General features: G+C 36.1%; 21 protein-coding genes and 2 pseudogenes. 1 reads left to right on the forward strand and 22 read right to left on the reverse strand.

Annotation, left to right across the window (positions count from 1 at the left end; translation table 11 throughout):
* Positions 1-320: 320 nt before the first annotated feature.
* The 5 genes from M2306_RS06330 to M2306_RS06350 all read right to left on the reverse strand — a co-directional run bounded on the left by M2306_RS06330 (position 321) and on the right by M2306_RS06350 (position 3,509).
* A complete protein-coding gene (locus M2306_RS06330) occupies positions 321-1,235 on the reverse strand; it encodes a helix-turn-helix domain-containing protein (protein WP_259190210.1) in 915 nt (304 codons plus the stop codon).
* 9 nt (positions 1,236-1,244) lie between these two features.
* Entirely contained in the window at positions 1,245-1,508 is a 264-nt protein-coding gene (locus M2306_RS06335) for an Atu4866 domain-containing protein (RefSeq protein WP_259190207.1), read from the reverse strand.
* A 50-nt stretch (positions 1,509-1,558) separates the two neighbouring features.
* Positions 1,559-2,398 carry an SDR family NAD(P)-dependent oxidoreductase gene (locus M2306_RS06340; RefSeq protein WP_259190206.1) on the reverse strand — a complete coding sequence of 280 codons (840 nt, stop codon included), beginning with the start codon at positions 2,396-2,398 and terminating at the stop codon, positions 1,559-1,561.
* A 219-nt stretch (positions 2,399-2,617) separates the two neighbouring features.
* A complete protein-coding gene (locus M2306_RS06345) occupies positions 2,618-2,815 on the reverse strand; it encodes a hypothetical protein (protein ID WP_259190204.1) in 198 nt (65 codons plus the stop codon).
* A 340-nt stretch (positions 2,816-3,155) separates the two neighbouring features.
* Positions 3,156-3,509, reverse strand: a complete 354-nt coding sequence (locus M2306_RS06350; protein WP_259190203.1) for a winged helix-turn-helix transcriptional regulator — start codon at positions 3,507-3,509, stop codon at positions 3,156-3,158.
* 127 nt (positions 3,510-3,636) lie between these two features.
* On the opposite strand from M2306_RS06350, the gene M2306_RS06355 reads away from it, so the two are divergent.
* Entirely contained in the window at positions 3,637-3,945 is a 309-nt protein-coding gene (locus tag M2306_RS06355) for a putative quinol monooxygenase (protein ID WP_259190202.1), read from the forward strand.
* A 130-nt stretch (positions 3,946-4,075) separates the two neighbouring features.
* Here the strand turns inward: M2306_RS06355 and M2306_RS06360 are convergent, their stop codons facing one another.
* From M2306_RS06360 to M2306_RS06440, 17 genes and pseudogenes are all read right to left on the reverse strand, one after another.
* Positions 4,076-5,059: an alpha/beta hydrolase gene (locus tag M2306_RS06360; RefSeq protein ID WP_259190201.1), complete on the reverse strand. Its 984-nt coding sequence runs from the start codon at positions 5,057-5,059 to the stop codon at positions 4,076-4,078.
* Positions 5,060-5,252: 193 nt separating this feature from the next.
* Positions 5,253-6,128, reverse strand: coding sequence for a helix-turn-helix domain-containing protein (locus M2306_RS06365; protein ID WP_259190197.1), 876 nt, complete (start codon positions 6,126-6,128; stop codon positions 5,253-5,255).
* A gap of 179 nt (positions 6,129-6,307) precedes the next feature.
* Positions 6,308-6,691: a response regulator gene (locus M2306_RS06370; protein WP_259190195.1), complete on the reverse strand. Its 384-nt coding sequence runs from the start codon at positions 6,689-6,691 to the stop codon at positions 6,308-6,310.
* 328 nt (positions 6,692-7,019) lie between these two features.
* Positions 7,020-7,334: a molybdenum ABC transporter permease gene (locus tag M2306_RS06375; RefSeq protein ID WP_259190194.1), complete on the reverse strand. Its 315-nt coding sequence runs from the start codon at positions 7,332-7,334 to the stop codon at positions 7,020-7,022.
* A gap of 102 nt (positions 7,335-7,436) precedes the next feature.
* A complete protein-coding gene (locus M2306_RS06380; RefSeq protein ID WP_259190192.1) occupies positions 7,437-7,871 on the reverse strand; it encodes a DUF3872 domain-containing protein in 435 nt (144 codons plus the stop codon).
* Positions 7,872-7,882: 11 nt separating this feature from the next.
* Positions 7,883-8,443: a conjugal transfer protein TraO gene (locus tag M2306_RS06385; RefSeq protein ID WP_259190189.1), complete on the reverse strand. Its 561-nt coding sequence runs from the start codon at positions 8,441-8,443 to the stop codon at positions 7,883-7,885.
* Positions 8,444-8,463: 20 nt separating this feature from the next.
* Positions 8,464-9,357: a conjugative transposon protein TraN gene (gene traN, locus M2306_RS06390; RefSeq protein WP_259190187.1), complete on the reverse strand. Its 894-nt coding sequence runs from the start codon at positions 9,355-9,357 to the stop codon at positions 8,464-8,466.
* Between the two features lie 24 nt (positions 9,358-9,381).
* Entirely contained in the window at positions 9,382-10,722 is a 1,341-nt protein-coding gene (gene traM, locus M2306_RS06395; RefSeq protein ID WP_259190183.1) for a conjugative transposon protein TraM, read from the reverse strand.
* Entirely contained in the window at positions 10,719-10,994 is a 276-nt protein-coding gene (locus tag M2306_RS06400; RefSeq protein WP_259190181.1) for a nitrogen regulatory IIA protein, read from the reverse strand. Before M2306_RS06400 ends, traM begins: the two co-directional genes overlap by 4 nt.
* A 10-nt stretch (positions 10,995-11,004) precedes the next feature.
* Entirely contained in the window at positions 11,005-11,628 is a 624-nt protein-coding gene (gene traK / locus M2306_RS06405) for a conjugative transposon protein TraK (protein ID WP_259190177.1), read from the reverse strand.
* Between the two features lie 22 nt (positions 11,629-11,650).
* Positions 11,651-12,646, reverse strand: coding sequence for a conjugative transposon protein TraJ (traJ, locus tag M2306_RS06410; protein ID WP_259190175.1), 996 nt, complete (start codon positions 12,644-12,646; stop codon positions 11,651-11,653).
* 2 nt (positions 12,647-12,648) lie between these two features.
* A complete protein-coding gene (locus M2306_RS06415; RefSeq protein ID WP_374759773.1) occupies positions 12,649-13,254 on the reverse strand; it encodes a DUF4141 domain-containing protein in 606 nt (201 codons plus the stop codon).
* Positions 13,255-13,336: 82 nt separating this feature from the next.
* Positions 13,337-13,927, reverse strand: a pseudogene (locus M2306_RS06420) (TraG family conjugative transposon ATPase); the annotation flags it as partial.
* Between the two features lie 109 nt (positions 13,928-14,036).
* Positions 14,037-15,848, reverse strand: coding sequence for a group II intron reverse transcriptase/maturase (gene ltrA / locus M2306_RS06425; RefSeq protein ID WP_259190170.1), 1,812 nt, complete (start codon positions 15,846-15,848; stop codon positions 14,037-14,039).
* A 590-nt stretch (positions 15,849-16,438) separates the two neighbouring features.
* Positions 16,439-18,350: pseudogene (locus M2306_RS06430) on the reverse strand (TraG family conjugative transposon ATPase); the annotation flags it as partial.
* The gene (locus M2306_RS06435; RefSeq protein WP_259190168.1) at positions 18,347-18,676 is read right to left on the reverse strand and encodes a DUF4133 domain-containing protein; all 330 of its coding nucleotides are present in this window, start codon (positions 18,674-18,676) and stop codon (positions 18,347-18,349) included. The pseudogene M2306_RS06430 and the gene M2306_RS06435, both read right to left, overlap by 4 nt.
* 11 nt (positions 18,677-18,687) lie before the next feature.
* Positions 18,688-18,993, reverse strand: coding sequence for a DUF4134 domain-containing protein (locus M2306_RS06440; RefSeq protein ID WP_125019749.1), 306 nt, complete (start codon positions 18,991-18,993; stop codon positions 18,688-18,690).
* Positions 18,994-19,274 lie beyond the last annotated feature (281 nt).

Consider the following 19,274-nt stretch of genomic DNA (forward strand, 5'->3'; position numbering starts at 1 on the left):
TTGTTACGTGTTGAGAGCTCATTCTTTACTTCAAATTTACGAAATTATTCACTTGTGGGCTCTATGAAATAACATCGCTTATGATTGTTGTAAAGGAATAAATTTAAATCAAGTCAAAAGAGAAATAGCTGAGTTATGCAGGATTTAGAAATCCTGCTTTTTTTATGCCCCTATTTTTCCGTCCTAAAAGCACATTTATTCTTCCACTGTAAATTCATAGCGCATAAAGGAGCTTTTATTGGATATTTTGTTTTAAAAATATGTATTTGAATTATTTGTGAATGAAATGTATTTAAGGTAATAATAGCGTTTACAATTTATCAGTTGAAAAACTGCCTAAATTCCAAAGGTGTTTGCTTTGTTTTTTGTTTAAATAATTTACTAAAGGATTGTGGATGTTCAAATCCCAATTCGAATGCAATCTCACTCACTGACAAATTAGTTGTACTCAATTGCTGTTTGGCATAATCAATCAGTTTGTTTTGAATGTGCTGCTGGGTATTTTGTTTGGTGTGTAAGCGTAAAAGTGTTCCTAAATAATTAGGTGAAATGTTTAGTTTTTCAGCAAAATCAGCTACAGTAGGTATTCCTTTTTCTGCTAATTTGTTGCTTTCAAAATGCTCCGAAAGTAATGTTTCAAACCGCGCTAACAGTTCGTGGTTTGATTTTCTTCGGTTGATAAACTGACGTTCGTAAAAGCGTTCTGCATAAATGAGTAACATTTCGAGTTGAGTAACAATAAGTTCTTGACTATATTTATCCATATTGGATTGATATTCCTGTTCTATTTTCAAAAGAATATCAGCTATAATTTTCTCTTCTTTGTCTGATAGAAAAAGAGCTTCATTTACCGCATATTGAAAAAAATCAAAAGATTTTATTTTTTTTACCAAAGAGGTATTCCAAAGAAAATCGGGATGGATAAGCAATAACCAACCCGTTGGTTCTGCTATAATATCTTGATTGATTTCTAGATTCAAAAATTGAAGTGGTGAAATAAAAGACAAAACACCCGAATTGAAATCGTACTGTTGTTGTCCGTAATTGAATTTAGCATTGACATTCCGCTTTAATCCAATCGTATAAAAGTTCTGAATCCATTTTACATTTGTATCATCAAAGGGATAGGAAACCCTGCTGTAATCAATCAAACTAATCAACGGATGTTCTGGATTAGGTAGGTTACAGAATGAGTGAAACTGGGCTATTGAATCAAGGCGGAATGTTTTTTCCATAATGCTAATTTAGTTTTTTTCTTTATATAAAATCATCCCAGCGTGATATAAAATACCGTCTTTAAATACACCGTCTGCTGTAAATCCTGTGTCATCTTTGTAATCAATATGATTGCCAGAAATTTTATAATTACCCTGATAAGCACTTTTTTGGTTTCCACGTACTTCGTCATATCGGTTATTGGGTAGTAATTCGTGTCGAATATAACCATCTTTCGTTACCCACATACCGATATAATCTTTTGTTTCTTCTATTGTTTTATTTTGTTCCATTGGTATTTGTTTAATATTTATACAACCTATGATTAAGAAAATAATCGATATTAAAATGCCGTAGAAAGCGTGTGTTTTTTCCATTGTACAACATCGTTTGTCATGATTTCAATTTTTCTTTTCAGAATGTCGTAAGCATCATTGCCTAACAACAAGTGTAAAGGAGGATTTTTTTCTTGACTGATCGCAATCAATACATCCGCAGCTTTTTCGGGATCATTGGGCTGATTACCACTGATGCTTTCAAGATGTGCCTGTTCAGATTGTCGAGCAGTTTCATACTCCTGCATCGGCAAATCCGGTGTTTTTACAGAACCTTTAGAGAGAAAATCCGTTCTAAAATAACCCGGGTAAACTACTGTAGCGTTTATCCCAAATATTTTTGCCTCTTCGGCTAATGCTTCGGTAAATCCTGCAACAGCAAATTTTGTAGCACAATAAATACCCCAACCAGGAAAACCAGCAAAAACACCACCTACCGATGAAACATTAAAGATATGTCCTGATTTTTGCTTTCTTAAATAAGGCATTGCATTTCTAACAACATTCAACGTTCCAAAAACGTTAATCTCAAAGTTTCCTCTTGCTTCATCATCAGTCAGTTCTTCCAATGTTCCAATTTGACCATAACCAGCATTGTTCACAACGACATCAATTCTACCAAAATGCGCGATACTCTTTTCAATGGCAGTTTTTACATCATTGTTGTCCGCTAAATTGACCGCAAGCGGCAAAAAGAGAGCGGTGGTGCTTCCGATTTCTTTTTCTAGGAATTCTAGAGTACGTGTAGTAGCAACAACACGATAGCCATGTTGTAATAATTTCTTCGCTAAAATTAGGCCTAGTCCTTTTGATGCACCAGTTACAAACCATACTTTTTTTGCTTCCATTTTTTACTTGTTTTAGTTTATGATGCAAAATTGAATAATTGCGAAACGGCTATCGTAGCTAAATCAATGAATATTGTAGTTAAATCGTGTTTTTATATTATTTAATTGGTGTAAGTACATTCCACTTTTTAGGAAAAACCTTGGAAACAATCTCTACAAAAAAGCAGTAATCTTAACGGTCCTGATTCTTTTACCCCTATTTTTATCATCAAAGCACATTTATTTACCCTTTGCTAATCCCACCGCACATAAAATAGCTTTGATCGGATCTTTGGTCAAGGATATTGAGAAAATGCCAACCATATCCATTTCAATATTTTCTTCAATACCCTTTCCGTGGCTTTTGAAGCCACTTCTTTCTACAAGAAAAAAAACACGGTCAAACCAGTGAGCAGGTTGTGTAATCACATAGCCCATTTGCACAAAGTCATTTTCATTACTTCCAATTCATTTTTTTATTCAAGAGCCAGTATGCTGTTTTGTCCCATTTCAAGAGCAAAGGTATTTCCGTATTCTTATACACAGCAAAAAGGTCATGCCCTTCGGGTTTGCAAAATAATCTCCACCCATTCGGGGCGTATTTTTTTGCCAAAACCTTGTTGCTGCTAAACACGAAACTTTTATGCTCGTGAAACGAAACAAAGCATACTCCGGCTCTTTAAACGAATAAAAAAAATGTCAGAAATGGGAAAAATAAACATTGAAAATGGTAAAAAAGTGAAACAAAACTTCAGCACCACCAGTATTACACATTACCTTATGTTTTTCTAATCTCTTCACGATGCTCCGTTCCCCAATCTGAAAGACTTCGAATCACAGTTGTTAATTTTTTTCCATGGTCAGTTAGTTCATATAATATGGTAACAGGGCGTGTGTCAAGAACAGTTCTAGTAACAAGCTTATTTAATTCTAATTCTTTGAGTTCTTTACTCAACATTTTATTAGATATTCTATTCACGTCATTGAGTAAATCCGTGAATCTACGGTTTTGGTTAAAACAAAGAGACGCAAGAATTGAAATTTTCCATTTGCCACTCAGCACATACATAGCATCATTTACTGCTCGTACGTGTGCATCGCATTCGTTGTTTGGTGCTTTTATCGCTGTCATATGTTACTTGGTTACCGAAAGGTTACAGTTACTTTTTGATACTATGTTACAAATATAAATACGTTAACATTATCTTTGCAAAAGAATTCAAAAGAATTTCTATAATAAATAATTAAATCCCTTTACAATGGAAAAGTTTACTCTCGTAATTAAATTTACAGCAAAGACTGATAACTACGAAAAATTTAAAGAAGCACTTACAAATTTATTTAAAAAAATAGATGAGCAGGAGAATTTTATGCATGCAACAATTCATCAGAACATTCAGAAACCCGAAGAGTTTTTAGTTTATGAGGCTTGGAATGAAGATATCGAACATTTTAAGAATGTTACATTAAAGCAACCACATGTTTTGGAATGGGAACAACTGTTGGTTGACATGGAAATAGTTCGTGATTATGCTGTTTACCAGTCATTTGCGAAATTCAAAAAGTAATTCTATTCTATCAGAAATCAATAATTAGATAATGGTCATATTTTTTGATATCTAGCATCTATGTTTTAAACGTCATTAAACACAAATAGTCCGATTTAATCGGACTATTTGTGTTTAGCTAAACTATTTATTATTTCGCAAATAATGCAGATTTTAATACCGCTGATGCTTGAATAATGGATGTTTTAACTGCTGGTATATGTTCTAAGGGATTCAACATTCCATAATCGTGAATAAAACCTTTGTATTCAGTAATTGTTGTCGGTACGCCAGCTTCATCTAACTTACGGGCATAAGCTTCACCTTCGTCATGTAAAATGTCATTTTCTGCCACTTGTACTAATGCTGGAGGTAATCCTTTTAATTCTTCAAGACTCGCTTGCAATGGTGATGCGTATTTGTTTTTTCTTTTTTCTGCGTCAGGCAAATAATTATCCCACATCCATTGCATTAATGGTGTTGTAAGGAATCTTTCTTGTGCGAATTTATCATAAGAACGTCTGGTAAAATCGGCATCAGTTACTGGCCATAATAAAATTTGTTGTTGAATTGTCGGCCCATTTTTATCTTTTGCCATTAAAGCCACCACAGCAGCCATATTTCCTCCGACACTGTTTCCAACGACTGCTAATTTGCTGCCATCAACTCCAATCTCTTTCCCATTTTCTGCAACCCAAACTGTTGCTGCATATGCTTGATTAATCGCTACCGGAAACTGCGCTTCAGGTGACGGAGTATAATCAGGAAAAACTGCTACAGCTCCACTTTGTACTACTAAATCACGAACCAATCTTTTATGTGTAGGATAATCTCCTAATACCCAACCACCGCCGTGGAAGAACATAAAAACGGGTGAATCTTTCTTCGCATGAAGAGGTTTTACAATATGCAATGTTAGATCTTGTCCATTGTATCTAATTACTTTTTCGGACTCCTGAATATCAGAATAATCAAAATCTACAGATGCTTGAGCATCTACTAATACCTGTCTAGCATCTTTGGGTGCTAAAGTTTCCAATGGGGATCCGCCTCCTTGGTTTAATACATTTAAAAAATCTCTAGTTTCTTTAGAAATATTTAAATCATTTGCTGCTGGTTTACTTTGTTGTGCCATACTTAATGAATTTAGAGTTAATGCAATTGCGCTTGTTAATAATAATTTTTTCATCTTATGTACTTATTTAATTTTGATAGGACAAAGGTATTGTGGTTTACCATCTGAATCATTAGACGAATTTCATTAAGTATTGTACTTTTTTCTTTTTTATGGCGATAATTATAATTTTTTGGTTTTTATTGTTGGATTATTAGGTGTTTGTTGAGTTTTCGTTCCTGAAGTTCAAAGGTGATTGTCCCATTCTTTGCACAAAAAAACGATTAAAATAGGCAGGATCATCATATCCTAACGTATATGCAATTTCCTTAATACTTAATGAGGTGTATATTAATAATCTTTTTGCTTCTAATATAATACGATTCTTAATGTATTCATTTGGGTTTTCAAGATTTAATTTTTTAAATTTCGTTGTTAAGATCTTGGGAGAAGTTTCCAAAAGATCGGCATAATCACTGACCGAATGCTTTGAACGGTAATGTATTTCTATTAATTGACTAAAGTTTCTGAACAAATCTACGTCGAGAGGTATATTCGAACTGATTTTGTTTTCTAAATTTTGTTTTTTCCAAATACGAGTTGAAAATATAATTAATTTTTTTAGATAAATTCTTAACATTTCTTCAGTTGACGAATCTGCTAAGTCCATTTCATCTTGTATTTCTCTTAATGATTCTTTTACTTTATTAGATTCTTCAGTTGCTAATTGAATCATGGGTAACTGTAATACGTTACTGAATAATAAACCATCACAAGCAACTTCCTTATCATGTATCTGTATACAATAAAAATCTCTATTATAACCGATTATTTTATTAGATTCGCCTGTAATATGATCAATCCACACATATTGATTTACATTCACAAAAAACAAAGCATCATCCGAAAGATCATAAGTTTTAAAATCAATGGTGATGGTATTACCTTTCTCTAAAAAAATAACCTTAATTCGATCTTTAAGGAATTGCAAATTTGATAACAGTTGAGATTCCGATAGTGGATATAATGCTATCAATTTGTGGTTATCTTGGAAATATGATGTAGGAGACAAAGCCTGTGTAATTGACATAACTGTATCAAAATTAATAGTAAATATACCTAAATTTTAGTTTGGATATTTCAATTTACTATGGTGTTTTTTATATTGATCGAGAAGGTAGCGAAAAATTCATCATGTATCATTGGTAGTATAATTACCCAAAGCATATTACTCATGTTCTTTCGTTGAATTATTATAAAATATAGTCTTTAATTGCTATAGATAGCTTTTTTAAAGTGATCAGCATCACTACCAATTAGTAAATAGGTCGAAAAACCAATACCCAAAAGCTTCTTGCCAACTTTTTCATTGTCAATATCACTATGGGCAATAAGTTTAATTTGGGGATATTTCGTTCTGAATTCCTGAAGCTGCGCCAATATATTTTTGTCGTAAAAGTCGAGATCAAAAATACAAACGTTGGGCAGTTCTGTTAATGAAGATAATTGCGATAATCCTTCATCAATGTTTTCTGAACAGAAAAACACTTCAAATCCGGAAGCAATGAGTTCATTATAAATACAATCCAGAAAAGGACTTTTATCATTGATAAATGCGAGATTGATTTTTTGTTGTGCAGTACCAGTTTCCATATACAATATCTTTTAAAGGTTGATGTAGCTCTGCACAAAAAATAAAGCGCAGGCAACTACGCTTACACCGACATTGAGGCACTGATAGAATAAGCGAGCGCCCACGCCTATGGCATGAGCGTTCTTCCTTATTGTCCCGTTGTCTTAAAAATTACCAGTTTTCAATGTGGGACTTAAAGTAAAAACACTTTAAGATTTTTCTATATATTACTACAAAGATAGTAAAGTGCTTCCGATACGAAAATACAATCTTCATAAAATTTGCTTATATGTGAGTAGTATTATTGATATGGTTGATACCCTTAAAAAACATAAAATCGGAAAACTTTTAGGTTGTCCAATTTATTTTAAAGAGGTATTTATAAAAATTATTTACGTTGAACAGGTTGTTCGATAGTTGCTTTTTCCTTCTCTTTTTCTCACGAGAATAAGCCCATAACGCTAATAATCCGAAAATTATCATTGCGTAAGCTATCCATTTACCGATCCTTTCAAGAAGTTTAATAAAGACAGAACTCTCATAAGAAGAAAATCCTTCTGCGCCCATTGGACTACGTCTGTAAAACTTTCTTCTGTTAATCCAGTAACGAAGTGCCAATCCTCCAACCAAAAATAGTATTCCGATAACCAATGATGCAATCATAATAAAAGTTTTAAATCTACCTTTTAAAAATACGAAAAAATATGCGTTCAGCATTTCATAAAAAGAGGAAATCCTACTTTTTGGGCAGGATTTCTTTCTATCTTAATTAACGCTGTTAAACTGGAAATTCAATTGTTTTTCATTACCAAAGCTATCTGAAATCCAAATGTCAAAAGCTTGTGATATTGTTGAATTTGAAGTGTAATACAAGCGAAACTGTTCAGTGGGCAATGAGTAGAGATCATTTGGGAGATAAGGAGCATCATCGTAATATCGCAATGTTCCTTTTCCATCAAATTGGAAGTATCGTAAATAGTATTGTGTATTATGGTAATTGCCTGTACGCAGAATGGTAATGCGTATTTCTATGGTTTGTCCATCAGCAACCTCTTTAGGTACTGGCATTACATTGATTTCATAAGGAAAATTGTTTTGTATTTCAAGTTCGTCATCTATGCTACAAGATACCAGCGTAAAAGATGTTGAAAGGATTAGCAATAGTAATCCTGTTTTTAATTTATTAAATATTGCTGTCATGGTTTCTATTTTTAAAAATTAAATCGTAATCCAACGCCTGCCGATGGTCGGAACTGCTGTAAATCTGTACCCCACAAAACTTTTGTGCGACCTTGCAAGGTTAACACCAATCGATCTGATAGGTAGGTTTCAAGTGAAAGTCGTCCGCCAGCTCCGTAAACGAAGTTGTTGTCATTTAGTATTTTGGCTCCATCAAACAATATTGTCTCGTTGCGGTTGATGTTTTCATAACCGACTACGCCTGTTATTCCTGCATTTAGCGTGATGTTTTTTCTAGAATCACCTAACAGAAAGAAACTGTAACCTCCTTCAGCGGTATAGGTTTCTTGAGGAATGCGAATGCTCTTATACTTGTGGTATTGGTGCGTATATTCCAATGCCCAAAGCTGATAATTTCCATTTTTTCCATTGACTGTCATTGCGATATGGAGGTAATAATCATTTCCGATTTTGTCTTTGGAAAGGATGCCTGTGCTAATTTCCAATCCTTTTTGTTTAGGTAACATTCGCTGTGCTTGTGCGACCGTCATCGCTACAAAAAGCAGTACGACGGTATAGATATACTTTTTCATTCTAAATTGTTTTTAGGTTATTAAAATTTCAGATGCATATCGTTTACCAAACGAGCGTTGATTAAATTTGAATTTTCAACTTGAAGGACTTGATGTCTTCCTCCGTTTTTTTCGAAGATCTCAATCACGAGTACCTTGTCATTGGCAATGGTAAACTGATCTAACAGAAACACATTCTGCTCAGTAGCTTGTCCTGAAATTTCTGTAAGTGGTTTATAAGTTCGAAGCGGTATCATGGAGCGTTCTTGAATGACAGTTCGCTTGGCTACTTTTTTATCTACAACTTTGAAATTGATAAAGTCAATCTGAAAAGGAACGTTCGTTTTGTTTTTTACTTCTGTATGAAAGTAGTATTTGCCGTTGTGGATGTATATTCCTTTTAGAATAAATTGAATACCGAAGCTTTTAGCCCCAATGTGTTTGACTGTACGCTTGTCTTTTTTGTAAATAGTTTCTAAAAGCAATCCAGCCAATGAAGGTGAATTAGTTCCTAATTCTTCAAAAAGGACGTCATTACCACCCGCTTTGTCCACAGCTTTTTGCATCGTCAAAAGATCGTAATTCAATACCTCTGGGTAAGGACTGTAAAACACATTAAAACTGTAAAAACGACCGTCATTGGTAATTACAGAAAAATTAGTTTCGGTTTCAAAATCTCGTACCGATGCTTTTACACGCAACACGTTTTCCGCATCTTCTGCTTTTCCTGCAAGGAGGAATTCACTTCCCAAATCCACATAACGAATAGCGGTAGGAAAGATCAAATGCGATGTTTTATCGTAAGTAACTTCCATTTGATAAGGTTCGATTTTGCCTAATGCCAGTGGGGTTTTTATGCTATCTTGAGCATAAGAAGATACAGCAAAGCTGAATATAAGGGCGATAAACCAAAGGGTTTTTAAATTATTTTTCATCTTTTTTATTATTTGTGTTCAACATTATTTTTTAGAAACCAGAAAGACTTGATGACCTGCTTTTAAGGTTACTTTTGGTGTGCGTACTTTCTTGGCGAAATAGCCCGAAATACCTTGAACCACGCCCCGACTTAAATCTGCGGCAACTTGCTGCCCTGCATTTTGAGTCATCATAATGGAGGTACCGCCAGTCTGACTCATATTACCAGCCATTTCAGTTAGTGCATTCATCTCAGGATTGTACGGAACATACAAACCTTGTTGTCCATCTAAATCGTAAATAGTGATATCTACGGGAATAATATTTCCATCTAATTCTACCGAACTAATTTTTAGCTGTAAACGTCCGCCTTGAAATTTGGTATTGGCTGTTACGATGGTTCCTTTGGGAATTGTACGTTCGGGAGTTTGAGCAGCCTCTAATAAGCGCAATCTCACACCTGTTTCTCCAATTACCGTTTGTGCTTCGTGTACACAGGCTTTGATGCTGTTTTTTGGCTGTACGACTTGGGCAACCGATCCTGCGGTATAAAAACCACGGTTTCGAGTTTCGCTCCAATCTGCTAAAAAAGCACTGTCGGTAGGCTCACGATATAAGGCGGATACGGGGTTCTTTCTTGCAGATGTAAAGGATACAAAATGCTCTTTTTGACTCGTAGGTTTTGCGCTTGTACTTTCAATAGATGGAGTTGTAATGTTTTCCGTATTGGTACTAGAAGGAAGATACTTTGCAGCCATTTGATATGATTTTTCCATTAAAGCCAATTGATCGTCAACTGTTGCAACTTTTGGGACGTCTTTTTCGGCTAATTGTTCTTTTAAATCATCCAATTGTTTGCGGAGTTCAGCAGCTTCTGAATAATCATCTTGATAGAAAGAACCTAAAGTATTTTGCATGTTTCGGTAACTGTTCAATCCAGCATTATTGTTTCGTGATGCATTTCTATTTCCACCAAAACCGTAGCTTTCATCTTCGTTAGCGAATGATTCATTATTCAGGTTTTCTTGACTTTCTTCTGTATTCCAATACTCTGAAAGTGTAGCCAAGGCATTGCGTTTTTCTTGTTCTTTGTTTTCGAACATTTCCTGTTCATAAGCTTTGCCTTTATCATCGAGCATACCTGGCACTGTTGCTTGCGGTACAGCATCATTTAACCCAATGTTTTCTAATGCTTTTTTATCTTCTGACGGTTTAAAAAGGAGGTACATACAAGCTGTAAACACGATGCCCATTAAACCGAAAATTAAAGGTTTTTTGAGCTTGTCTTTAGCGTTTTGTGTCCTGCTTTGTAACAGATCAACTTGATCTTTCGGGATTCCCTCGGTTACCCGAACCACCGATTTTTTGTCTTCATTTTCTTTCATAATTCTTGTTTTTTAAATAGTAGTAAGGTGTCCTGTAGGCTTGTAGACGCTTTCTTTTTTTTAAGTACAGGGTTTTCAATATGCTTGATATCGATGGTTTTATACGACTTGCCTGCATCGTACCATATCTTCCAAATGACAATGGCTGTTAGTAGGAGATACCCTACAAAAAAGTACAGCGTGTATTGCTTTTGCTTTCTTAGCGGTAGTGCACTAAATCGATCATTCAGCTTGTCAAAATAATCCGTTATAGTTGCTCTTAATTTTTTCATATCCTGAATTTTAGCGTTCCATGACTTCCACATCTTTGTTTTCTATGACCGCAAACTTTTCGATATTAAATCCCTGAGGATTGTTATCAGATCGAACAGAGTTTAAGAGATAGCAAGAAGTAATCAGATTGCGTTTGGTGACGTTGCTGGAACGAATGATGAACTGTTTAGCATAGGTTTTCACCGAATAAGGATAGGTGTCGAAATTGCAAACAACGCTGTCAACTTCTATGCGTTGCTGTACGTTGCCCGAAATAATCCTGCTGTAATAACCTTTTTCGGATAAGTCTTTGTAATAATCAAAGGCACTTTTATCGGCAAGATTAAACGCACGTTTCATGTTGCTCTCAATTGCATTTTTGTCGGGAGCAAGTGTAAAAAAGAGTTCGTGAAATCGTTTTACGTGTTCTCTCGCTTCTACAGGTCTGTTGATACTTGCATCTTGCGATAAAGCAAGCATCAGAGATTTGCCATTGTCTAAGACATAAACTTTTTGGCGTTGTTGCTCCGCAAAGCGGTAGGATTGCCAAACGGCATATCCTACAACGCTTATACAGAGTACGGCAAATACAAGGGCGTACAGCCTAATTTGGCGAAAACTGTTTTCAATATTTCTTAATGTTTTAAATTCCATTTTCTTTCATGTTTGATTGTTCTTATTTTCCCATCAATTTGCCACCGATATTTCCTGCAGCTGAACCAGCTCCGGCTCCCGCAATATTTCCAGCTTTCATTGCCGATTGATTTACATTTCGAGTGAAGTTTCCTGCACCACCTGCCTGAATAATCCAGCCTGTTACTGTTGGAATCGTGAAATAACCCACAATACCGATGATCATAAAAATGATATAAACCGTATTGCTGGTATCAGGTATATAGGTCGGATCGGCTAGCATAGCGATGTCTCGTTCGAGTATCAGCGATTGAATTCGGGCAAGCATGGAACTGAATAGATCAGAGACAGGTAGCCAGAGATAAACGCTTATGTATCTTGTAATCCATTGGGTGAGGGTGGTCTGAAAACCATCCCAAACACTGATTGCAAACGCTATTGGTCCGAGTATGGATAGGACGATGAGAAAAAACGTTCGTATGGTATCAATCACCAAAGCGGCTGCTTGAAAAAGTATTTCCAATAAATTGCGAAACCAATCTTTTAGTGCTTTTTCTACCTGATAAGCTGTTCTATCCATATACATTCCTGCCATTGTTCCGATGTCCGAAGGTGACCAGCCTAATTCATCCAGTTTTTTGTCAAATTCTTCGTCTGAAACCATATAAGCTGTTTCTGGATTTCTGACCATTGCTTCGTATTCCAATCGGTCTTTCTGCTCTTGCAGCTTGTTTAGATCGAGTACTTGATGTTCGAGTATGTCATGCGTTCCTGTAACAATGGGACTTAATACGCCGTTAATAGTTCCTAAAACAATAGTTGGAAAAAACATGATACATAGTCCTAAAGCGAAAGGTCGAAGCAACGGAAATACATCAATGGGTTCGGCTCGACTTAATGCTTGCCAAACTTTTAATGCTACATAAAACAAGGCACCCAATCCTGCTAATCCTTTTGCTACTGCTGCCATATCACCTGCAAGAGGCATCATGTCATCGTAAAGCGATCGCAGAAGCTGGTGAAGATTATTCCATTCCATCTTTACCAATATTTTTGGTTAGCAGTTCCATATAGGTCAAGTACCCTTTTGGAATCATTCTTCTTTTTCGCTCTTAAATAGCTAACTGAAATGTTTTTATTGGTGTAGTAGCGTACCAAACTGTGGTATTCTTTCACTTCTTTATATACTCGGTCAATCACATCCATACGCTCTTTGTCATTCAGTGAAAGACTTGAAGAGGTTACAATTTGCTTTAGCTCTTTTAGTAGTTCCCCACTTTCATTGAGTAGTGCTGAATAACCATTACCGATAGCAACTAATTCCTGTGGAGAGAAATTGGGATCGTTCATCATTTTGCCAAAATTATTCACATACATTTCCGATACATCGCCTACTAGCAATACGGTTTGTTGAACCTTGCGTGCATCTTTTACTAGGTTGTTGATTGCTTTTAACTTGTCGTAATACTCTTTTCCTTGCTCATACACTTTTTTTACTTCGTTGAAGTTTTTAACGACATTACTTACGGTCGAAGAAGTTTGAAGGATTTCATTGGCAGAGTTAAGAATACCCGATGCTAGATTTGCTGGATCAGTAACTACAAATTGAGCTTTTGCTGATGGTGCTGCAATTAGCATGAATGCCATAGACAGCAGATAAATTACTTTTTTCATTTTATTTGATTTTAAATCAAGCTTTGTAAGCTTGTTGTTAGATAATTGATAATGATTATTGCTCTGAGTGGTTACGTCTTTGCATGGCGATATGTTTAATAGCGAGTTCTACGTTGCCACCTAGTTCGGAAGCCAATTGCATGACTTCCATTTTCTCCGTTTCTTCGGTGGTATAGGCTAAATATTCCTCCATACTCACTTCGGTCGCATATACGGCGGAATCTGTTCCTCCTAATCCAATCCAAACTTCTTTGTAAAGTCGGCTGGAATCGTTGTTCATGTTGATGGAAAGCACTTGTCCTTTTTCTTTGTCGGTCAATCCTAACATCGCCTGTATATCATCGAATTTGTTCATATACTTGCGCTGGTCTAAGAGGATTTTGCAATCAGAATTGTTAATGATACTTTCCTTTACAATGGGCGATTGAATGATGTCATCTACTTCCTGTGTTACCACGATGGCTTCTCCAAAAAACTTTCGAACGGTTTTAAAGAGATACTTTATGTATTCCGCCATTCCTTCTTTAGCGATGGCCTTCCAAGCCTCTTCAATCAAGATGAGTTTTCGAATCCCTTTAAGTCTTCTCATTTTATTGATAAAGACCTCCATAATGATGATGGTTACAATCGGAAAAAGAATTTTATGATGTAGGCTAAGCACCCAGCGCCTTATCATATTTCTATGGTAGGTTTCCAAATGCTCGCCCCCGAACCGCACGTACACCTTCCAGCGTATACGGCTCTCCATTAAAGTATCAGTCTTTCTTTCCCATATCAGTCAGTTTATGGCATCTAGGACAAAGGGCAATAGTTTTCCTATGCCTTGCAATCATATGTTTCTCCCAAGGTTTTTTGTTATCTAAACCTTTGAGTTTTCTTACATGATGCATATGTAAATTTCCATCCTTAGCTCCACACAATTCACACACATTAGCCTTAAGCCTATCAACTAGACTAGTTGTAGTGATGCTAAATGGTGATATGTTGTTATCTAACCATGACTGATGATTTGGGTTCTTGCGTTTAAAACCATCATTGTAAAAGACTCTGATTTTATTTTCGCCTTTCTTATTCTTAAAGTGTATAGTAAACACATTGTTTTGCTTGTACTTACGAGCAATCTTTACAACAGTTGTTCGGTATTTACGTGCTAATGTTTTATACATACTATACTCCATAATGTACTTAAAGGCACTCATCATCGAAACATTATTAGCTATTGAATAGTAATTGTAGAAACCTCTGATTTCTGAGTTATATCTATCTAAAATTTCAAGGTCATCATTGTTTATAAACTGAACTCGAGCTCTGGGTTTCCATTGCTCTTTTCCATTGTGTGTTTTAATTTCCAATGCTCCATATTCGAGCAACTTCTTTTTCATCACATCTGTAGTTAGTTTTAAATACACCTTTTTATTAAAGGCTCTTCTTATATGACCTACTTTATTTCTTTTAGTTAGATTAGATTTACGAACATAGATTTCATATCCGAGAAATTTGGCAGACTTTTCTGAATGGGTAATCAAGGTCTTTTCTTCTGATAACTCAAGTTTCAATTTAGATTCAAGAAAACTCTTGATGTCCTCTTTAATTCTTAGAGCATCTTGTTTACTCCCAATTATTCCAATTATAAAATCATCTGCATATCTCACATATTTCATTCTTCTGTAATCGCAATCCATTTCGTCTCCACATGAGATTAAGGACCTTCCCTTGTCAAAAGCTTTAATTTGTTTGATGATTATTTTTCTTTCGTCTTTGTCTATTACTTTTTTTAGTTTTACCACAGCAAGCCTTTTTCCGTACTCATATTCAATACGAGCTTTATTTGTTTTGCGCTTCTCCCCTTTATCAAACTTTTGGATGTATTCCATTACATACTTATCCAATTTATCTAGATAGATATTAGCTAGAATTGGACTAATAATTCCTCCTTGTGGTGTCCCACTTCGAGTTTTATGGAACTTCCAATCTTCAATGTATCCCGCATTTAAAAACTTTCTTATTAGGCGAATAAATCGTTCATCAGAGATGCGTTCTCTTAAAATATCAATCATAACTTGATGATTAATGTTATCAAAAAATCCTTTTATATCCCCTTCTACAAACCATTTCGCTCCATTGAATGTCTTTTGAATTTGCGCCAGAGCAGTATGACAACTTCGATTAGGTCTAAATCCATAGGAACAATTTTGAAATTGCCCTTCGTAAATAGCCTCTATAATCATCCTTATCACTTCCTGCACCAGTTTGTCATTAAAAGCTGGTATTCCTAGTGGACGTACTTTCCCATTTTTCTTTGGGATATAAATCCTTTTTGAAGGTTGGGGCTGATAACTCTCATCTTTCAATGATTGTATCAGTTTTTCAATTCGAACTAAGTTCATTCCATCAACAGTTTTTCCGTCAGAACCAGGTGTCATATTTCCCGGTTTTGCATAAATACGCTGATAAGCAACGTAGTACATTTGTTTGTTGAACAAAACACGATAAAGCCTTTCATACTTATAGGCTGATAGCTTGCTGTGTTTGGCAAGACTGTTTAATACTCCTTCTGAATTTCTCATAATGTCTCTCACATTTTTCGTTAATTGTATTAAAACTACTTTAACTGCTTCCCTTTGCCATGTACAGGTCGTTATCCTGCTCAGACTACTACGGAAGCTCCGTTACCACTCCAGATATTCAAGGGCAAAACCTATAGCCTTATAATCGGCATTCTGTTATAGGTAATCCCCGTTTGTATACATAAGAACAATTAGACTATATAGTCTATGGCACGACAGAGTGTCGGATACGACTTTCATCCTTTACTACATATTGTAGTTGCGCTGTGATTAGTTCTTGCACCTTCTCCTCAAGGACTGGAAAAAGTGAATCACAGTACGACGAGTATAGTTATCTTAACGTCGCAGGTACGCGTAAAACCGCTTGGATTATCGTTCAATCAATACAGACTTTATCCTCATAACTGTCTTTTCATCTGTCCATTCAGTCGCAACTTGATAACTAGTTGACTTATGGTCTTCTCGGCATGCTACACTCCCTGTCTGGTTAATTTCCCTTTCAGATAAGCCGAGTGATGATAGGTTTCTCAAAGAACACTTACCTAGTCCTTGCCAAAGGACATTTCTTATGCAACCTTGACGGGCGCACCCTTGATTGCATCAATTTCAAAAACAATAAAGCGTTTGGAAAGCAGGTCTAACTGCTTGTCGGAGTTGAGCAAATAATCGTATTCACCTCCTTTGTAATAAGGTTCCAATACATTGAGGAAATTGGCGATGTCAAAATCTTTTTCTCTGACTTGTTTTTCTTCCAGTACTTTGCGATAATCTCCCTTTACATATTCATAGAAACCGTTGAAAGATGGATTAACATTGCTCATTTTAATGTGTTCAATGTAACCGCTTACCGCATTGGAAAGAGCTACTTCTTCGGATCTAGTTGGCGGATCATCATCACGTTTCCATAAGGTTAATATCAGGGTTTTGATACTTTCCCGTTTCTCAATATCAAATACGCCATCATCGGTATAGAAAGGATTAAATGCAATCGGATTGTCTTCGGTATAGGTGAAATAAACGCCGTCTTCACCTTTGGTTTTCCCTTTAATGAGTTCACACAATCCCTGATAGGAATTTCCTGTATCTACTAACAATACGTGCGCACCTTGTTCGTAATATTGCCTGACCATGTGATTGGTAAAAAAGGATTTTCCTGAACCCGAAGGTCCCAAAATGAACTTGTTGCGGTTTGTAATTACCCCTCGTTTCATTGGTAAATCTGATATATCCAAGTGGATCGGCTTACCTGTTAATCGATCAGCCATCTTGATACCGAAAGGAGAGGGCGAATTGTGATAGTTGGTTTCTTCGGTAAAAAAACACAAAGCGGGTGCTATAAACGTATAGAAACTTTCTTCACTAGGAAAATCACCTGCATTTCCAGGCATTCCTGCCCAATACAAGGTCGCTACATCGGTTGTGTTGTGACGAGGTTTACATTCCATTAATGCCAATGCACTACCACAATCGTTTTTCAATTGTTTTAATTCTGAAGGATCTTCTGACCAAGCCATGATATTAAAATGGGCTCTAATCGAAGAAAGACCAAATGAATGGGCTTCATTCAGATACTTTTCAATCCACTCTTTGTTGATTTGGTTGGCACGACTATACCTTGCGAGCGAATGCATATTTCGTGCAGACTTCTCGAATTTTTGCAAGTTGTCTTCGCTGTTATCTAAAAACAAATATTGATTGTAGATGTGGTTGCAACTCAACAACAAACCCACTGGAGCGGCAAACGATAAACGACAATCACTGCGATCGGTTGATAGTTTTTTCAAAACGGGTATCTGCTGAAACCGTTGCGGGTAAGTCATCTGTATCCGACAAAGTATGCAAAGACAGTCTTTTGTTGCCAACACGAACTTCTTCGGCTCCAAGAGCGATGTCTTGCATCGGTGTTCCTGCTGTTCTTGAAAGCGTAAGGTATTGTTCCAGTACCCCCTGTTTTTCGTCTGTTCCAACGATATCGTCTTCGTTTAATCGTTTCAAACTCACAAAACCACTGTCATTGAGGATGCGCTCAAATTGAGCGACTGCTTCCATAAAATGCTGTATGGTTTCCTTGTTTCTGATTTCTTTTGGAATCAATGTGCCTTTACAAAGTGAACTAAAGTTGCTTTGCATACGCATTCTTTCTTTGGTCGTTTTGGTTAGAAATAGATAGCAATAATGATTCAAAAACGGACGTTCGTTGAAATGTCTTTGATAACTTTTGGACAGGAAACTTTGGTCTTCCTGTGTCAAATCGGGCGCATAGTTTTCTTTGATATACCAATCTTGTTTGTGAACGATTGTGAAATCAGGTAACGTCTTGATCGCCTTGTGCCAAGCGGAATGAATCGCCTCATATTCAGCAGAAGCTACGGTGAATAATTCGGGTAAGTGTACTTCAAAACAGGCGGTGATGTCTGCATCTTTGGAAAGAACACAGTTGTTTTCTACTGCTAAAAGCGGAAACTTGTTTTCTAAAGTGGTGGTTTTTGCTATATTTTTCATACGGCTTTCGATTTAGGTGGGAATTTCAAATAGCGGTAGATGGGTTTACGACAGATGATGTAACGAGGATGCTTTTTTCTGGCACCTACTTTCATGAGTCCGTGTTCACCGTATTTTCTGTTCAGGGAAAAGGTCTGCCAAATAATCATCGAGGCACCACCAGCTCCAAGAAGTAAACAGACGTATGAGTTTACACCTGCCATATACAAGATCATCACGAAAATGAGTGTACCCAACAATCCACCTGCAAATAGGAACAGATATTGTGCTTTAAGCCCTTTAAATTCTACTGTTCTACCAATACCCTTGTTAATATGATACTTCATAAGGCAAGGGATTAGAGGAAGAAGGAGCGCAAGATCGTAGCTGCCACAATTAAGAAGATACACGCACCAAACCAGCTTGCAGCTGTTTTACTGGTATCAGGATCTCCACTGCTAAATTTATTGTACACTTTAACTCCTCCGATTAATCCGACTACGGCTCCAATAGCGTAGATCAATTTGGTAGCGGGATCGAAATAAGAGGTTACCATTTGGGTAGCTTCGGTGATTCCAGCAGCTCCATTTCCTTGAGCGAATACACCAATTCCTGACAGCATTGCGACCGCTGCCAGCAAAATCTTTTTTCTTTGTTTTTTCATAATTGAAACACATTAATTTGTTATTGTATTCCCACTTCTTGTGGGCTTTGGAACAAAGGTGTTTCAGAAATCAATGCGAAGTATTAAAGTGGTTGTGAGTGGAATTGTTTGGCGGAGAGTGGCTTTTAAGAATAGAAAAGGTTAAGAAAATAACTTAGATGCTTGAAAGAGTTTTTGTAGTTGTTTTTTGGGTATCTTAGCAAAACTGGATAACAGAATTTTTTAAATAGGAACTGGTAACTTACGTGTATATATGAGTTATCTGTAATTTTTAACCAAAA

It is taken from the genome of Myroides gitamensis, from assembly GCF_029894455.1.
GTDB classification, from domain to species: Bacteria; Bacteroidota; Bacteroidia; order Flavobacteriales; family Flavobacteriaceae; genus Flavobacterium; species Flavobacterium odoratum.

Excerpts from the sequence above, each read along its gene's own strand:
- M2306_RS06385 (WP_259190189.1), bottom strand. The coding sequence starts at position 8,443 with ATGAAAAAGTATATCTATACCGTCGTACTGCTTTTTGTAGCGATGACG.
- M2306_RS06400 (WP_259190181.1), bottom strand. The coding sequence starts at position 10,994 with ATGAAAAAATTAAGAGCAACTATAACGGATTATTTTGACAAGCTGAAT.
- M2306_RS06365 (WP_259190197.1), bottom strand. The coding sequence starts at position 6,128 with ATGTCAATTACACAGGCTTTGTCTCCTACATCATATTTCCAAGATAAC.
- M2306_RS06335 (WP_259190207.1), bottom strand. The coding sequence starts at position 1,508 with ATGGAACAAAATAAAACAATAGAAGAAACAAAAGATTATATCGGTATG.
- M2306_RS06360 (WP_259190201.1), bottom strand. The coding sequence starts at position 5,059 with ATGGCACAACAAAGTAAACCAGCAGCAAATGATTTAAATATTTCTAAA.
- traJ (WP_259190175.1), bottom strand. The coding sequence starts at position 12,646 with ATGGAATGGAATAATCTTCACCAGCTTCTGCGATCGCTTTACGATGAC.
- M2306_RS06345 (WP_259190204.1), bottom strand. The coding sequence starts at position 2,815 with ATGGGCTATGTGATTACACAACCTGCTCACTGGTTTGACCGTGTTTTT.
- M2306_RS06435 (WP_259190168.1), bottom strand. The coding sequence starts at position 18,676 with ATGAAGTATCATATTAACAAGGGTATTGGTAGAACAGTAGAATTTAAA.
- M2306_RS06340 (WP_259190206.1), bottom strand. The coding sequence starts at position 2,398 with ATGGAAGCAAAAAAAGTATGGTTTGTAACTGGTGCATCAAAAGGACTA.
- traN (WP_259190187.1), bottom strand. The coding sequence starts at position 9,357 with ATGAAAAATAATTTAAAAACCCTTTGGTTTATCGCCCTTATATTCAGC.
- traK (WP_259190177.1), bottom strand. The coding sequence starts at position 11,628 with ATGGAATTTAAAACATTAAGAAATATTGAAAACAGTTTTCGCCAAATT.
- traM (WP_259190183.1), bottom strand. The coding sequence starts at position 10,722 with ATGAAAGAAAATGAAGACAAAAAATCGGTGGTTCGGGTAACCGAGGGA.
- M2306_RS06370 (WP_259190195.1), bottom strand. The coding sequence starts at position 6,691 with ATGGAAACTGGTACTGCACAACAAAAAATCAATCTCGCATTTATCAAT.
- M2306_RS06380 (WP_259190192.1), bottom strand. The coding sequence starts at position 7,871 with ATGACAGCAATATTTAATAAATTAAAAACAGGATTACTATTGCTAATC.
- M2306_RS06415 (WP_374759773.1), bottom strand. The coding sequence starts at position 13,254 with ATGGCATTCATGCTAATTGCAGCACCATCAGCAAAAGCTCAATTTGTA.
- M2306_RS06330 (WP_259190210.1), bottom strand. The coding sequence starts at position 1,235 with ATGGAAAAAACATTCCGCCTTGATTCAATAGCCCAGTTTCACTCATTC.
- M2306_RS06375 (WP_259190194.1), bottom strand. The coding sequence starts at position 7,334 with ATGATTGCATCATTGGTTATCGGAATACTATTTTTGGTTGGAGGATTG.
- ltrA (WP_259190170.1), bottom strand. The coding sequence starts at position 15,848 with ATGAGAAATTCAGAAGGAGTATTAAACAGTCTTGCCAAACACAGCAAG.
- M2306_RS06350 (WP_259190203.1), bottom strand. The coding sequence starts at position 3,509 with ATGACAGCGATAAAAGCACCAAACAACGAATGCGATGCACACGTACGA.
- M2306_RS06440 (WP_125019749.1), bottom strand. The coding sequence starts at position 18,993 with ATGAAAAAACAAAGAAAAAAGATTTTGCTGGCAGCGGTCGCAATGCTG.
- M2306_RS06355 (WP_259190202.1), top strand. The coding sequence starts at position 3,637 with ATGGAAAAGTTTACTCTCGTAATTAAATTTACAGCAAAGACTGATAAC.